This window comes from Proteus columbae, from assembly GCF_009914335.1.
In the GTDB taxonomy this organism is placed as follows: domain Bacteria; phylum Pseudomonadota; class Gammaproteobacteria; order Enterobacterales; family Enterobacteriaceae; genus Proteus.
Map to the genome: position 1 here is coordinate 3,892,752 of NZ_CP043925.1, position 16,471 is coordinate 3,909,222.

The following is a 16,471-nucleotide window of genomic DNA, read 5'->3' on the forward strand; positions in this document are numbered from 1 at the left end:
TTAACCCTAAATAATCCGCTAGATAGACACCCAATTTCTGATAATATAAAATGTATATCAATTTTATATCTTTATTTTTAGCCTTAAAGCCTATTTACGGATAAGCCAACTTACCCATAGATAATCTTGCCTAGCGGAATGATCGTCGTGAATAAAGCATTCTTACGAAGTGGTAAATTAGAAAATTACCTCCCTATGGGAGAAAATGGACAGGCTGTTTATATCTCGGCACTGCAGCTACGTGAAACTCTACGTTTAAGAGGAAAGGCACATATTTCTCAATGTCTTGCTATTCCTCAGCCAAATGAAACAGGCGAGCGTATTGACTGGTATTCACCGATTGACGGCTCTGTTATTCCTTGGTCTGCGGCTTCAGAAGAAGAGCGCACTGCCGCTTATGCTCTACTGAAAAAGAATCAAGATGATTTAATCGCCTTTAGTGAACAAGAGCAGCAAAGAGCTGGAAATAAAGAAAGCCAGCTTTTTGGCGCCCTGCTCAGTAAAACTATCCAATTTCCTGACGAAAACCATATTTTTATTGTTGATGGACAACCGATTATTACCTTTTGGGGGTTTGTCAGCGCCAATCAGCAACTTAGAGTTGACCCTGTTGCTTGCTTAAAGCCAGCGGTTGCGCCAATCGCACCAACATCAACAGCGGTTCCACCAGCACAAGAAAATGTTATCATTACTGACACTAAGCGTCCTTGGTGGCGTTTCTTATGGTGGCTGTTACCTTTATTATTACTTCTACTCGCTATTTTCTTCTTAAGAGGCTGTTTTTCAACGCCAGCATTACCTACGGTCGATATTAAAACGCCAGATATTGAAGCGCCTAAATTGTCAGATCCTACGCTTGAAAAACCGAAAGTCCCCACAGTGGTAACTAACGGTCACAGCGTCGGTGTGCCAACAGGCACTGTTCACACTGGAACATTAGGCACTGTAGATGCTAATGGAAATGTGATTAATGGCACTGACGGTAACGGTGCAGTGGTTGATCCTAATACGGGTTTACCTGTGGTTGATCCTCAAATAGACAATAACCAAGGTGCCTTACCTGAAGGAACATTGCCAGAAGATGCGCAACAACCGAATGTACCACCCGTTGATCCTGCGGCACAAAATGAGCAACCGAAAACAGATAACAACCCAAATACAGGGAATGAGAGCAACACGCCTAACCCTCCTGTTGATCCCAATGCTCCACCCGATGTTACACCGCCTACGACAGTTGATAACACAACACCTCTGACCATTCCTGCGAATGCATTAGCGAATGGCTCAACCCAATTCCTAAATGGTCAATGGAAAGCAGGGGCGGGAATTCAAGATCAAAAAACAGGTAAGCCACTGAGCCTAAATTACCAACTCGATAATGGCAAAGGACAAGTCGTAATGACTCGCAGTGATGGCGTGACCTGCAAAGCACCTGTCAACGCAGCCGTTAATCAAGGCGGATTAAATATTAATAACCAAGGTCAGGCTCTGTGTAGTGATGGCTCAAACTATTTGATGCCAAACATTATTTGCCAGCCAGGAAGCCAAAATATTGCTGATTGCCAAGGAAAATATGAGAACAGTCAGCCATTCCCATTATCAATGAAGCGGGAGAATAACTAATTCATGTTAGCGCCACTGACCGATTATAAAGATAAAATTACCCTTATCCGAGACAGTAATATTCAGTTTCTGGATTTCGGTTTTAAGCTACCACAGCGCAAAGAGTACGGTGAGTTTGTTAAAAAAGGCGAAAACGGCCCGTTAATGCGACTCATCTATAATGAACGAGATGATAACTATCTTTATCCTGCACCTAAAAATCAGCCTCAAACACCGAGAGAAGCTGAATTTAGTTTCTCCCTTGATGAGTCATTAACGCTATTAAATGACACATGGTTGCCAGTGCCATTTTTCCGTTTTAATCCGCCACGCGCATTCTCTCAAGGCCCTGATAACTGGGTAAGAATGATGTTCCATCAACTGCCAGAGCCCGATGAAGATGGACATACACACCGTGTTGTTGTGGCATTTGATACCCGTATTGAGCCTAATCGCGCCAATACCGCTTATCTTGCACCAAACGAAGAAGATGTCCGCTCTGGTGTTGCTTTTGCTCTGGCCTATTTAGGCTATGAAGTTGAGAACTTCCTTGAAACACCATGGATTGATGGTTGGTTAAAGGAAGTCTTTAGCGAAAGAGCGCTGGCTGTAACCAAAATGTACCATGATGAACTCGAAGAGGCGCTCAAAGAGTTTCAACATCAGGCTCATTATCTCAATTTACTCAATATATTAGGTGAGAAACTCCGCTTACCTGAAATCAAAATTAACGAAACCAAACCGCAAGAGCCCGCAATTGAAGTTGATCTTATTCTTGATGTAGGTAACTCACGTACTTGTGGGATATTAATTGAAGATCATATCAATGATAACAAAGGGTTGACGCAACTCTATGAAATGACACTGCGTGATTTAAGCCACCCTTATCAAATCTATAATGAGCCCTTTGAAAGCCGTGTTGAGTTTGCGCAAGCTGAATTTGGTAAACAAGATTTTTCAGTTAATAGTGGTCGTAATAATGCCTTTATGTGGCCCACCATTGGTCGCGTTGGCCCAGAAGCCAATCGCATGGCAGCGCAACGCTTAGGTACTGAAGGTTCAACAGGTATTTCAAGCCCTAAACGCTATTTATGGGATGATTCGCCTTATTCGCCGGGTTGGCGCTTTAGTCGCTCTTTTGGTCAAACAGACAGAGAGCCACTGGCGACTGCTGTGCCGATGACTTATCTTCTAAACGATCACGGTGAACCGTTATTCCGTTTAGAGCCTGATGATCGCATGCCAGTATTTACGCCAAACTATACTCGCAGTTCATTAATGACCATGATGTTAACCGAAGTGTTGGCGCAGGCATTAACACAAATGAACAGCCCAGCTCAACGCCTTAAAATGAGTCACGCAAGTGCGCCTCGTCAATTGCGCAATATCATTTTGACTATTCCACCTGCGATGCCAAAACCAGAGCGCGCTATTTTTGAGACGTGCATGGAAAACGCATTAGGGCTAATTTGGAAAGCCATGAATTGGGACCCGACTGACGAAAAACTGCGTTTTGACGGTAAAGACGAACAATGTCGTATACCGATGCCAAACATCCATGTGAAATGGGATGAAGCCACTTGTGGTCAGTTAGTTTATCTCTACAACGAAACACAAATTAAATTTGGTGAGCGTACTGAAGCCTTTTTTGCCAGCCAAGTGCGTGAAGATAACCGCGCATTAACGGGTGATAGTACATTAAAGATTGCTTCAATTGATATTGGTGGCGGAACAACCGATCTCGTTATCACACGCTATAAATTGGATACGGGTACAGGTAGCAACGTCAAAATTATTCCAACACAGTTATTCCGTGAAGGATTCAAAATTGCAGGTGATGATATTTTATTAGATATCATCCAAATTTGTGTGTTGCCTGCATTACGCACAGCATTAACGGATGCGGGTATTTCTGATGCTGATGCTCTGATGTCTTCTCTTTTTGGCAGTGAAGGTTTAGATGCAGGGCAACAAGTGTTACGCCAACAGCTTACCCTACAAATCTTTAATCCGATTGGGTTAAAGATTTTAAGCCAATACGAAAACTACGATCCCTTAGTTCCTCATGAAGGCATTAACAGTACTTTTGGTGAATTACTTAACGTTCTACCGACAGAACATGTACGTCGTTATATTGATGACGCAACCAATAAAGAGCTCGGTGGTGGAGAAAGTTTCTCCATTTTAAATGTGCCTGTACAAATTAACTTTGCGCAATTGCACGCTGAATTTATTTCAGGTGAACGTATTAATATCACACGTAGTTTAAAAGCACTGTGTGAAGTACTTTATTACTACTCCTGTGATGTTTTACTGCTGACAGGTCGCCCTTCTCGTTTACCGGGAATTCAAGCGCTATTAAAAGTATTACAGCCTGTACCGCCTTCTCGTATTCTGCCATTACACGGCTACAAAACAGGGGGTTGGTATCCATTCAACAAAAAAGGCCGTATTGACGATCCAAAATCAACAGCGGCAGTCGGTGCAATGTTGTGTTTAATGGCTGAAAATGCACGTTTACTCAACTTCTACTTCTCGACAGGTAACTTTAAAACTTACTCAACAGTACGTTATTTAGGGATGTTGGATAACAACAACACTATTTCCGATAATGACGTTTACTATCGTGATATTCAGGATAAATTTGAGCCTGATCCTGATACCTATTTTGAAGTCAGAGGCGGAATACGCTTAGGTTTCCGTCAATTGGATAATGCCCGTTGGCCTGCGTCTCCACTTTATACCTTACGCATTAAAAATCCGAAATTGGCACAGCAACTTAGCCAAGAAGACAGCGTATTGCATATCAAGTTGGGAGAAGAAAGAGGTGCCTCCGGCCATAATGATGACAATAAATCTGAAAAATTACGTATTGAAGAGATGGAGCTTATTAATGGCAAAGGTGGCGTTAATAAGAACGGTTTAAGCTTCAAACTCAATACGTTAGCAGATAGTGGTATTGGTGAAACATCCTATTGGCTGGATAGCGGGAGTGTATTAGGTAAATGAATATGATGGATGAAAAACAGTTAACAGCCAAATGGGATGCCATTTATCAAGGCGCAGGTAAAGCCATTGATTGGGTAACGGCCGTAAGAGGTAATGCACCTCGTTTAAATACCGAAGCCGATAGCCTTATCTATCGTCTGCGCCGTAGCCGTAATATGGCGAAAAATCTCAGTTTAGCGACACAACGACCAATGTCTGTGGGCTTTTTTGGTCTGTCTCAGGCAGGAAAATCGTACCTGATTTCAGCACTTGCCGCAGGACAAGAAGGCCGATTAAGAACGAGCATGTCAGGTAAAACCCTTGATTTTATCGACCACATCAACCCACCAGGTGGCGGTAAAGAAGCCACAGGCTTAGTGACTCGCTTTAGTCGCAATGCTACAAAAGGTACTCAAGAGTTTCCTGTCGAGCTACATCTTTTCAGCGAAATTGAGATTGTTAAAATTCTCGCCAATGCTTATCTGTATGACTTTAATCAGGAAAAAATTGAATTTGAATTAGATGATGAGAAAATTTCTCGTTTAATCAAATCATTAAGCACACAATGCAGTGCGACACCTGTTGCTGGTATTACTCATGATGATGTTGTTTCATTATGGGATTATCTGCAACGCCATGCGGAAAAAAGCCAGAAAAAACTGGCGACAACCTATTGGCCTAAAGCGATCGAATTAGCGCCTTATCTCAGCATTGCGCAACGCGCTAAACTCTTTTCTGTGTTATGGGGCGATATTGCAGAGCTGACATCTGCTTATCAACGTTTTAGCACCACACTTGCTTCTTTAGGTAATGCATCTCTTGTTTTGGCTCCGCTCTCTTCTTTAGTCAAAGAGCAAGATGGCGTATTAGTACAAGCAGACAGTATTATGAATGTGGATATGTTAGAGCGTCTCAATACTGCCAATGATAGCCAGATCAGTATTTGTCCTGTTCATGGTGATCGTATTGATGCCCCTGTCACATTGTCATTAGCCGAATTAACTGCACTGACGGTTGAATTAGTCGTCCCATTATTAGATGCACCGAGTAAGGCTCTATTTGAACACGTTGAACTACTCGATTTTCCAGGCTATCGCGGTCGCTTAGGTGTTGAAACCATGGCGGATGTACGTCGTCAGGTTAACGATGACAGCGCTAACCCACTCGCTCAGCTTATCTTACGGGGCAAAGTTGCCTATCTGTTTGAACGTTATACCGATAACCAAGAGATGAATGTGCTGGTGGTATGTACCGCATCAAACAAGCAATCAGACGTAAAAGAAGTCGGTGCAGTTCTCACAGAGTGGATCAATAACACGCAAGGTAAAGATGCACAAACCCGCGCTAAACGCCCTTCTGGTTTAATTTGGGCAATGACCATGTTTGATATGCGTATTACCAACTCTTTAACCCTGAATGAAGCGTTATTACGCCAATCATGGGGTAAAGGTGGCATGATCAAAATGGCCATGTTAGAGCGCTTTGGTCAATATGAATGGATGTCATCAGATTGGATCAATGGTGAAGCCTTCAATAACACCTTCTTAGTGCGTAAACCGGGTGTACCTACCCCATTTATTCAAATCAGTAATGGCAAAGAGACTGTCTTAAACGAGGACAGTGTTTCACAGTTACATCTGATGAAAAAAACCTTTGCTGAAGACGAAACTGTCCAACGCTATATTCGTGAGCCAGACCAAGCATGGGATGCTATGTTGTCGCTTAACGATGGCGGCATGCAACGCCTTGCCGACTACCTTGAAACCGTTGCGTTAAAATCACTGAAACTTGAACGTATTAGTGAGCAATTGCAAGAAATTCAACGTGATTTAATCGGTCATCATCTTGAAAAATGGTATCAATCAGGTGGTGAAGAAGAGCTCCAAGTCAAACGCCGTAATGCAGCCACTATTTTACGCTTTATGCAAAGTCGCCCTTATTTGCAAGGTGCTTTACTGGATTACCTGCTGCCTTCTCGCAAATCACTCTACGATCTGTATATGCAGGAAAAAGAGGTTATCGATACGCTTTCAGATAACAAAAAAGCGACTCAAGCGCCAGTTTCTGCCTTTGCAGCTATAGAGCAACCGACTTTTGATCTCTTTAGCGATGCCCCGATTTCTCTAGAGCCTGAAGAAGATGAAGCCCCTAAAGGTCACGGCAATGAGGTTACCTATCCTAAAAAAGTGATGGCATTATGGATAAATCATCTGCGTAGCCTGCCTGATAACAGTACCTTGTTAACCTATTTAGGCATTGACCAAGAAATTATGGTGTTGCTAGTTGATGAGCTTATCACGGCTATTAATCGCCTAGGTGTTGAACAACGCATGTTGAAAACCCTTGCAGGGACAGAAGCCATTGCCCGTCGTGATGACTTAGCCGAACAGCAGTCATCCCGTGTTTATAATGTACTGGGTGATTTTATTACTTGGTTTAATTTCAAAGATAACGGTGTTGAGAAGCCAGATAGCAAAATCAATGTCGGTCATAAAATCTTTGAAAAACCCGATAACACTAGCGTGCAATGGGGTGATGATGAGCGCTTAGTTCGCTTACCTACCAACCCTGTTAACTACACCCTTTTATTTGTAATTGATTGGCTTATCGCTTTATCAGCGATTATTACTGAGAATGCGGGGCATTCTGCGGGAAGAGAGATCAGTGCTGAACAAAACGCACTATTAGGCCAAATAATTCAAACTATGAAATCATCCGTCGTGGAGTCATAATTCGTGTTTAATCCAGAATTAAAACCCGTACAACCTGCTCGTCCCGGCTTTGCGGTATTAAGTATTCGTAATTGGGAAGGTGACGCTTCCCCTGTTTATTTAAGCATTCAGCGTAACCAAGATCGCTATTTCTTAAATGATAAAGGGGAATGGGTAGGCAATGCCTTTTTCCACCAGCTTTCACTTGAAGATGCTGATGACGGTTATCAAATCGTTCTTGATAAAACGTTGGTTGATCCCCTCGTTAGCAACTTACAAATGGCGTATCAATTTACGTTGAAAGACGATAATGAAACACAAGATATCGGGCGATTACGTATTCGTGATGGCGTATTAGCCTCGCAAGCGCAAGGTCAAAGTGAAGCATTAAAATCAACAGCAACATTAGATAATCAGCCTGTTCCACCTGCTCCTATTGTTGAAGAAGCGCTACAGGAGCCAGAGCCAGAACCTATCAAAATTGGCTCTGAGGAACCAGAGCCAATTATCCCTGAAATCAAAGTAGATGAACCGCCACAGCGCCCAATACCACCCGCGCCGAAAAAATCAAAAATTGGCTTAATTTTAGCCATTATCTTGATTTTAATTTTAGCAGGTGTCTTAACATGGTTCTTCTTACTAAGAGGTAATCCTGCTGGCGAGCCTGCGCCACAGCCGACACCAGAACCCACAACCCCAAGTGTGTGTAGTGTTGAAAATATGAAATCTGGTACTGCATTAGCCTTTGTACAAAGCTGCATACAGAGCCAACCAGATAGCAAAACTATCCTTGCAACGATTGAACAAGCAAAACAGAACAATCAATGTGATGTTGCTCAACGTTTATATGCTTACAAAGCACAATCAGGTGATGTTGATATCGCACTGAATTACGCTCGTGAATACGATCCAGAAACCGCATCAGCACAAGGTTGCTTTAGTGCAGACAAAGAAACGGCCATTTATTGGTACGAAGCGGTTCTAAATCATGACTCACAAAACAGTGACGCAAAAGCGCGTCTTGAAGCTTTGAAAAAATAGGAAAGTCGCATGAAAAAGGCGCATTGGCTTACTCTTATTCTCAGCGGTTTAATTCTAACAGCACCAGCAAGTGCTGAAGAGAAAAAGCCGCTATTACAAGAGGGTAAAAAGACCCTCTATCAACGTGTATTAACTTATCCAGGTTGCCAAGTTGCTGACAAGATTGGCGCAACAGGAAAAGAGCAACCTGCATTCAGCCGTTTTTATGTTTATCAGCGTCAAAAACAAGGCGCCAATGAGTGGCTACAAGTTGGCCCTGATAGCTTAGGTCATATTAGCGGTTGGATGAATGCAAGTTGTACATCAGAGTGGAAAATGCAGTTAACTCTCGCATTTACTAACCCTGCGGGTCGTAACCCAATGCTGTTTTTCAAAGATAAGCAAACGGTTGAAAGCTTACTTGAAAGCCCAACCCCTGAAAAACAGTACAAGCCCTTTTTAGCAGATATCAAAAACCAAAAAGTGAATCCGGCTGTTTTAGCAAAAGAGCCCGATTATATGATTGATCAGAAAAGTAATTTCTATCTACTGCCGGTATTAGGTTCAGATGAAGTCTTTACTGATGCTGGCTATAAAGTACGAGTGCTCAATGTGGCTTCTGTCTCTTCACAAACCAAAGACAGCAAAGACGCACAGAATGCGAATGCTACTGCAAACAGTACAAAACCAGCAACACCTAACAGCAAAGATGCTGACAATATGATGCAAGGTTTTTCTGCCGCAGTGGTGTTTGTTATCGACTCAACAATATCAATGGATCCTTACATTGATAGAACCAAAGAAGCGATTCAAAAGGTTTACGCACAAGTCGAAAAAGACAATATGTTGGATAAGGTCAAATTTGGTTTAGTGGCATTTCGCTCTAATATCAAAGCCGTACCTGCTTTGGAATACGACAGCAAAATGTTTGTTAATCCCAATGATGTCAAAGACGGCCCTGACTTCCTCAATAAAGTAAAAGAGTTACGCCAAGCGAAAGTCTCAAGCAGTCGTTTCGATGAAGATGCTTATGCGGGTGTAATGCAAGCCCTTGATGATGTTGATTGGACACGCTTTGGTGCGCGTTACGTTATTTTAATCACCGATGCAGGCGCATTAACGGGAGATGATCCTCTTTCATCAACTAAGCTCGATGCTGAACAAATTCGCCAAGAAGCCGCTTATCGCGGTGTTGCTCTTTATACACTGCATTTAAAAACGCCATCAGGTGCAAAAAATCACGCTTCTGCACAAGCACAATATGAGGCGCTAACGCTCAATCCTTTCTTACACAAATCGCTTTACTACCCAATTAATTCAGGGGATATCAATAACTTTGGTCGGATGGTCGATAGCCTAGCAACCGCTGTAACCACTCAAATTCAAACGGCTTATCGTGGTGAAGCGGCTGTGGGTAGCGCACTAAATGCTGATCCTGCTTATAGCAAAGACAAAGAAACAAACACCTTACTTAACGATGCGCACGATTTAGGCTATGCCATGCGTTTAGCCTATTTAGGTGAAAAACAAGGCACTAAAGCACCACCTGTGTTTAAAGCATGGATAAGCGACCGTGATTTATTGCAGCAAAATATCCCAACTACAGAAGTACAGGTCTTATTGACTAAAAGTGAGTTGAGTGATTTAAGCGATGTCATGAAAAAAATCGTTAATGCTGCTAATGAAGGTTTGATCTCTCCAGACAATATGTTTGCGGATTTGCGTTCGATTGCCGCCACAATGGGTAACGATCCAAACCAAATCAAACAAGGTTCAGCAACCAAATTAGGCGAAATGGGCTTACTCGGTGAATACGTCGAAAACCTCCCTTACTTAAGTGAGGTGCTTGGTTTAGATGAAGAAACGTGGAAAAGCTGGGATGGCCTTGAGCAAGAGAAATTTATCCGCCGACTCAATACGAAGTTGCAATATTATCAACGCTATAACGAAGATGTTGATCGTTGGATATCCCTTGCACCACAAAGCGATCCTCGCGATCACGTTTATCCTGTTCCACTGGAAAACCTGCCTTAATGATCCAGATTGAAGGCATGGCAATTACGCGTGGTGATACGCAACACGGCTTTCGTGTTGCGCTTCCTTCATTGACCCTTGAGAAAGGGGAAATCGGCGCGCTAACTGGCTTAAGCGGTTGCGGTAAAAGCACCTTATTGGAAATGTTCGGGCTGATTTTACGTCCCGATGAATTAACCCATTTTCAACTCGGTGATGATTTAATTATCACGCAAGCGGTGTTGAGTAATGAACAAGCGCAACTCTCATCATTACGTGCTGAAAAATTGGGTTTTATGCTCCAAAGTGGCGGGTTACTTCCCTTTTTAACCGTCATGCAAAATATCCAATTACCTCGCAAAATGCTGGGATTAACACTGCACTCTTCTTGGCTTGATCACGCTATTGATCATTTGCAACTACGCCCCTTGCTTAATCGCCTTCCTCGTCAGCTCTCCATTGGTGAACGTCAACGCGCTGCTTTTATTCGTGCCATTGCTCATGAACCCGCGTTATTGCTTGCCGATGAGCCCACTGCCGCTCTCGATCCCCATAATGCACAAGCGCTATATGCATTGATTGTGGAGATGGTAAAACAACTCGATATCTCTGCGCTGGTTGTTAGTCACGATTGGTCTTTAGTCGAGCGTTTTGGCTTCAGCCACTATCATGCACAACTAGAAGGAGGCGGTAGTGTCTTTATCAAACAATAGCGCCAATCCTAATCGCCTTGGCTTACTCAGTTCACTCGCTTGGCGAGACTTAATTTATGATCGCAAAGTCGCTCTCTGTATTGTGTTCTCTTTAGTCTCTGTTATTGCACCACTGTTACTGCTATTTGGACTAAAAAACGGCATTGTGACGCAGCTTCACAACCAACTGCTAAATGATCCTCGTAACCTTGAAATACGTATGTTAGGCAATGGTAATTATCCACAAAGTTGGTTTAATGAGATTGCACACAAAGAAGAGGTTCGTTTTGTTATCCCATTAACTCGTAGCTTAAACACACAAGCCGATATTGTGATTGATGGGCAACATTTTATTGATAATGCGGAAATTATTCCGACAGCAGAAAACGATCCGTTATTAGAGGATGTGGCTATTCCCCAAAATGCAGACACCTTAGTACTTTCGGCCAATGCCGCTCAAAAACTACAAGCAAATGTCGGCGATAGTGTGCGCTTATTTATCAGCCGTAAACTTAATGGCGTTAATGAGCGCGCCAAACGTACCTTTACTGTTGGCGCCATTATCAGCGATAGCAAATTTCCAAGAGCGGCAGCTTTTGTTTCTCTTGATGTTTTAGTGGCAATGGAAGATTACCGAGATGGTTATCAAACGCCGCTTTTTGGCATAACACAAGGCACTGAAGCGAAACCAAGAACTCAATTTGCTAAAGCTCGCCTTTATGCAAAAAATTTAGATGCCATTGCACCACTAGATGATTGGTTTAGACAACAACACATTGATGTGATGACACAAAAAAGCCAAATAGATTCTGTAAAAGCAATCAGCTACGTTCTTAACGTTATTTTTTCCGTGATTGCTTGGGTATCACTATTAGGCTGTATTGCCTCATTAATTGGCGCCTTCCTTGCCAATATTGATCGCAAACGTAAAGACATGGCAGTACTACGCCTATTGGGTTTTCGTCAATTTGCAGTTTCTTTATATATTGTGTTGCAAGCGCTGTTATTAACGAGTGTTGCCTTTATTTTAGCCCTTGGGCTTTATGGTATCGGTAGCACCTTATTTACCACATTATTAGGCACACATTTACCTGAACAATCCTTTGTCTGTCAGTTAACATTTTGGGATTTATTGATTGCCATGTGCAGTGCCTTACTTGTGGCTTTAGTGGTGGCAAGTATTGGTGCATTACGTGCCGTTTCGATTGAACCTGCGGAGAGCTTACGTGAAATTTAATTTATCGCTTCTAACTTTATCATTCGCGCTGTTATCTAGCAGTTTTACCGCATCTGCCAAATGGGACGATAAATTCGTTAACCCAAAAGCTTTGCCTGATGATGTGATCTTGCCCTTCCCTTGTGAAGGTTCAATGGTCTTTCGCCAAGTCACTATTCCATTAAGCCAACCGCTACAAGACTACAGCGTGACATTAGGGCAAGAAGGCGATGAATGGGGTTATTTAGAACAATCACGAGCAGAACATATTGCGGGTAGCTTTCCATTAAAAGGTAAAGAGAAAGGCCGTTACTACCTTATGGCAAAATACCCCGTTACCGATCTGCAATATAACGCCATGCAGAGCGTGATTAACGGTAAAGAGTGCCCTGTTGCTTCAAATAAATTACGTTTACCAAAAGTGAATATCAGTTGGTATGAAGCAATGCAATTTGCAGACCAATATAACCAATGGTTAAGAAGCAAACATCCCGAAGCACTCCCTGTTGAAGATGGCGCAAAAGGTTTTGCAAGATTACCGACAGAAACGGAGTGGGAATTCGCGGCGCGTGGTGGCTTAAAAGTGTCTGCCTCAGAATTTCGTGATATGCGCTTCCCGATGCCAGAAGGTACCAAAAACTATATTTGGTCTGCGGGCAGTCAATCTGCGAATGGCTCTTTACAGTTAACCGGTTTGTTATCGCCTAATCCACTAGGCTTACATGACATGCTCGGTAATGTCGCTGAAATGATGTTTGAACCCTTTAGATTAAACAAACTCGACCGCTTACATGGACAAGCTGGTGGCTTTATTGTGCGTGGTGGTAGTTATCTCACCCCAGAAAGCGATATGCGCAGTTCATGGCGTCAAGAAGAGCCTTATTACACCAATACCGGTGCAAATAAAAACAAATACACGGGCTTTCGTTTAGCGATTGTCGCGCCAGCATTGACATCGAGAGACAAAATCAAAGAGATCGAAAAAGAGTGGCAACAACTGGGCAATGAGAAGCCCGCTAACGATAAATCAAAAACCAATAGCGATAACTCGATTAATAGCCTAAATACGCTCTCAACCCAGGTGCAAGATGAAGCACTGAAAAAGCAGTTAGCTGAATTGAAAAATACATTACGCGCAAATGCCCAACTGCGTGATGAGCAACGAGATCAAGCTATCCGCACATCACTGCAATTGGGCGCATTTTTATGTACCAAATTAAAAGATGATGGCGAGTTCTACGACAGATTAATTGCATTACATGAAAAAAATTGTCCTGCGGGCACAAAAGATGCCACTTGCGAACGACGCCAAGAGCAAGTTAACGAACATAAGAAAACCCTCGACTTTGTCGTGAGTTATTACGCAGACACATTAGTGGATATGGCAACAACTTATGATGCCTCTTTGGTGAAACCACAAATTGACGTTGTACACCAATTGATGGAAGCCAGAGGAAAATCAAATTTAAATACGTACCTTTCAACGTATATGCAGGGACTCCAAGGATATTGGGCTAACGGTAAAGTTTCACGGAACGAATGGCTTGAAGCGTGCAAAAAACAATAACAGAGACTTGGGATAATAGGTGTGGTATGAACAAACAACTTATGGCAGTACTTGGCATTAGTGCTGTGCTTGCCCTATCAGGATGTCAAAGTAATAGCGGTACTGACCCTCGTTTGAAAAATAACAGTGATATGGAGTTTTTCAGCAAATCAGGCATTACGGCTTGTGCGGGTGGTGCGGCGATTGGTGCATTAGGCTGTTTAGTCTCAAACTCCAGCAATAAAGGCGCATGTATGCTCATTGCTGCTGTCGCTGGCTGCGGGGTAGGTATTGGTGCAAATGCCTATTTAGACAATAAACGCCAAAACTATGCGACGAAAGAAGAGATGCTCAATTCAATGATTGCTGATATTCGAAATGAAAATCAGCGTTTACAGAGTGCCTCTAACACAGCGAAAGCGGTTATTGCTGATGATAAAAAAGCCATTGCAAAAATTCAGCAAGAAATGAAACAACAACGTTTAAATAAAGAAGCTGCAGAGAAACAACTGAAAGGTATTGATGCCAATATTGCAGCACTGCGTTCTCGTTTAGCAGATATGAAAAAACGTGAAGGTGAGTGGCGAGATATTGCAGCGCAGAGTCGTCAAGATGGCTTAAAAACAGCGCAACTTGATAAACAAATCGATGGGATGAAGAAGCAAGTGACCTCTTTACAAGAAGAACTTGATAGCCTTTATACTCAACGGACAGCAATAAAGCTTAGTTAACGTTAAAAAGGATGATAATGAAATTTTTACCTCTTTCCCTTGTTGGCATGACCTTACTATTAAGCGGTTGTGTCACCAATCCCGCTGATTGTGATCCAACAACGGGTGACGTCAGTATAATTACTAAGTTTAACTGTAATTATTCAGGGACTTACGACAATCGCGTCGAGCAAAAAAAAGCTATTCTCGCTAATGAGAAAGCATTAAATACAGAGTTTAAAGCCGTTCTTGCTGCCATTGAGAAAGAAAAGCAACAAACCAATGCCTCTCTCAAAAGTAAGCAAGCTAGCCAACAAGCATTAAACCAATCAATGAATAATCTGTTAAATCAAATTCGCCAAAAAACGAAAGGGCAAAATGATATTCAAAAACAGATCAATGAAATTGATAAACAAATGAAAGCGGCACAAAACAATCCATCAAAATCAGTGATGGAAAAACAACTTGAATTAGAGAACTTACAAAATCAAGTCATTAACCTACAAAGTGATTTAGGTCTTAAATAAGCCTAAAAAGGCTCTCTATTATTATTTAGAGAGCCTTTTTATTTAATTCCATTCTTATTTTTTATTTATTTTCATCGTGATTTATATTATCAAAATATTATTTATATAATATTAATAACAACTAACAGACCTCTTTAATAAAACAACCTTATTTAAGCTAACGTGTTATTTTTTATTCCATTAAAAATGGACTCATCATTATAATTCCATCGCTTAATAATGCATTCTTATTATTTAAATTATGGGATATAACTAATGAAAACAAAATTACTATCAACTTTATTTATTACTGGTTTATTGGCGACGTCTTCTGTCTATGCACAAAACGATTTTAAATTAGATAAAACCACACTTTCAGCAGGTTATGCTCAAGTCAAAATGGCAGGTCAAAACCCAATTCATGGTGGTGTTTTCTCTATTCGTCAAGAAATTAATTCACAATTTGGTATTTTAGCAACAACGACTTACGCCCAAAATGAATATGATTTAAACAAATCTGTTAATACTTTCTTTAAAGATGTTCATGCACGTTATTACTCTGTTATGGCTGGCCCGACAATCCGTTTAAATGATTTTATTAGTGTTTATGGCACCGCAGGTATGAGCCAAATTCAATTTAAATCTGAAAATTCAGAATTAAAAAAATTAAAGAAAAATGCATTTAGTTGGGGCGCAGGTTTAATCATTAATCCAGCAGAAATGATTTCTATTTCTCTTGGTTATGAAAATAGCCGTTTTAAATTTAAAGATACCGATAATCGCATTGTTTTAGATGGCTTCGTGGCCAATATTGGTTATCGTTTTTAATTAAATTGAAGCACATATTATTTTATAGTATGTGCTTGCTTTATCATTATATTAGAAAAAATAAGTACTTTTAATCTCCAATTTCTATCTTAAATTAAAAAACAATTCTGTACTTTCTGGTCTATACATTCCTTTAATTGACGCAGTACAAACAAAACCTTTTGATTTTAAAATAGGTGCTAATTCTATCAACTTTTCTTGTGCAACCGTAATAAGTACATCTGGTGAATCAAAGTATTGCAATGATAAATCGACCAATTGGCTACCTATCCCTTGCCCTTGATGAAATGGTGAAGTGTAAAGGGTGCAAATTTTATTCTCATAGGTACTTTTTTTCAGTAAAGCGATACCTAAGAGCGCAGTGCCATTATGGGCAATAATAATTTTTCGCTGATTTTCATAAGATGGCTGATAAAATTTATATTGGAGCCAGTAATTAAAATTAGGATATAACGCAGATATGTCACTTAAAAAGTGGCTTATCTGTAACAGAGAGGCTTGGTGATCATACGAAAATAGAGAAGCATAATTGATACTTCGCACTGATGAATCCCCTAATGATTTTTATCAAAATCATTAAGTTAAGGTAGATACACATCTTGTCATATGATCAAATGGTTTCGCCAAAAATCAATAATC

12 protein-coding genes are annotated in these 16,471 nt (G+C 41.3%); 11 read left to right on the forward strand and 1 reads right to left on the reverse strand.

From position 1 onward, the window contains the following. Nucleotides 1-147 precede the first annotated feature (147 nt). From F1325_RS18115 to F1325_RS18165, 11 genes are all read left to right on the forward strand, one after another. On the forward strand, nt 148-1,623 hold the full coding sequence (locus tag F1325_RS18115; protein ID WP_160230797.1) for an SrfA family protein: 1,476 nt from the start codon (nt 148-150) through the stop codon (nt 1,621-1,623). 3 nt (nt 1,624-1,626) lie between these two features. Next, nucleotides 1,627-4,611, forward strand: a complete 2,985-nt coding sequence (locus F1325_RS18120; protein ID WP_160230798.1) for a virulence factor SrfB — start codon at nt 1,627-1,629, stop codon at nt 4,609-4,611. Nucleotides 4,612-4,613: 2 nt separating this feature from the next. Continuing rightward, a complete protein-coding gene (locus tag F1325_RS18125) occupies nt 4,614-7,322 on the forward strand; it encodes a putative virulence factor (protein ID WP_244313537.1) in 2,709 nt (902 codons plus the stop codon). A 3-nt stretch (nt 7,323-7,325) separates the two neighbouring features. Next, entirely contained in the window at nt 7,326-8,342 is a 1,017-nt protein-coding gene (locus F1325_RS18130) for a hypothetical protein (RefSeq protein ID WP_109373731.1), read from the forward strand. A 9-nt stretch (nt 8,343-8,351) separates the two neighbouring features. Further along, the gene (locus tag F1325_RS18135; RefSeq protein ID WP_160230800.1) at nt 8,352-10,355 is read left to right on the forward strand and encodes a vWA domain-containing protein; all 2,004 of its coding nucleotides are present in this window, start codon (nt 8,352-8,354) and stop codon (nt 10,353-10,355) included. Further along, nucleotides 10,355-11,047 (forward strand): ABC transporter ATP-binding protein, encoded by a 693-nt coding sequence (locus tag F1325_RS18140; protein WP_109373733.1) that lies wholly within the window; start codon nt 10,355-10,357, stop codon nt 11,045-11,047. The genes F1325_RS18135 and F1325_RS18140 overlap by 1 nt, the downstream gene beginning before the upstream one ends. Next, nucleotides 11,028-12,263 carry an ABC transporter permease gene (locus tag F1325_RS18145; RefSeq protein WP_109373734.1) on the forward strand — a complete coding sequence of 412 codons (1,236 nt, stop codon included), beginning with the start codon at nt 11,028-11,030 and terminating at the stop codon, nt 12,261-12,263. Before F1325_RS18140 ends, F1325_RS18145 begins: the two co-directional genes overlap by 20 nt. Further along, on the forward strand, nt 12,253-13,809 hold the full coding sequence (locus F1325_RS18150; RefSeq protein WP_196564282.1) for a formylglycine-generating enzyme family protein: 1,557 nt from the start codon (nt 12,253-12,255) through the stop codon (nt 13,807-13,809). Before F1325_RS18145 ends, F1325_RS18150 begins: the two co-directional genes overlap by 11 nt. 26 nt (nt 13,810-13,835) lie before the next feature. Continuing rightward, nucleotides 13,836-14,519: a hypothetical protein gene (locus F1325_RS18155; protein WP_109373735.1), complete on the forward strand. Its 684-nt coding sequence runs from the start codon at nt 13,836-13,838 to the stop codon at nt 14,517-14,519. 17 nt (nt 14,520-14,536) lie between these two features. Then, complete coding sequence (locus tag F1325_RS18160) at nt 14,537-15,025, forward strand: hypothetical protein (RefSeq protein WP_244185073.1); 489 nt, start codon at nt 14,537-14,539, stop codon at nt 15,023-15,025. Nucleotides 15,026-15,280: 255 nt separating this feature from the next. Next, nucleotides 15,281-15,832 carry an Ail/Lom family outer membrane beta-barrel protein gene (locus F1325_RS18165; RefSeq protein ID WP_109373736.1) on the forward strand — a complete coding sequence of 184 codons (552 nt, stop codon included), beginning with the start codon at nt 15,281-15,283 and terminating at the stop codon, nt 15,830-15,832. An 84-nt stretch (nt 15,833-15,916) separates the two neighbouring features. Here F1325_RS18165 and F1325_RS18170 read toward each other — a convergent pair whose 3' ends face one another. Beyond that, the gene (locus tag F1325_RS18170; RefSeq protein WP_160230801.1) at nt 15,917-16,375 is read right to left on the reverse strand and encodes a GNAT family N-acetyltransferase; all 459 of its coding nucleotides are present in this window, start codon (nt 16,373-16,375) and stop codon (nt 15,917-15,919) included. Between the last annotated feature and the right edge of the window lie 96 nt (nt 16,376-16,471).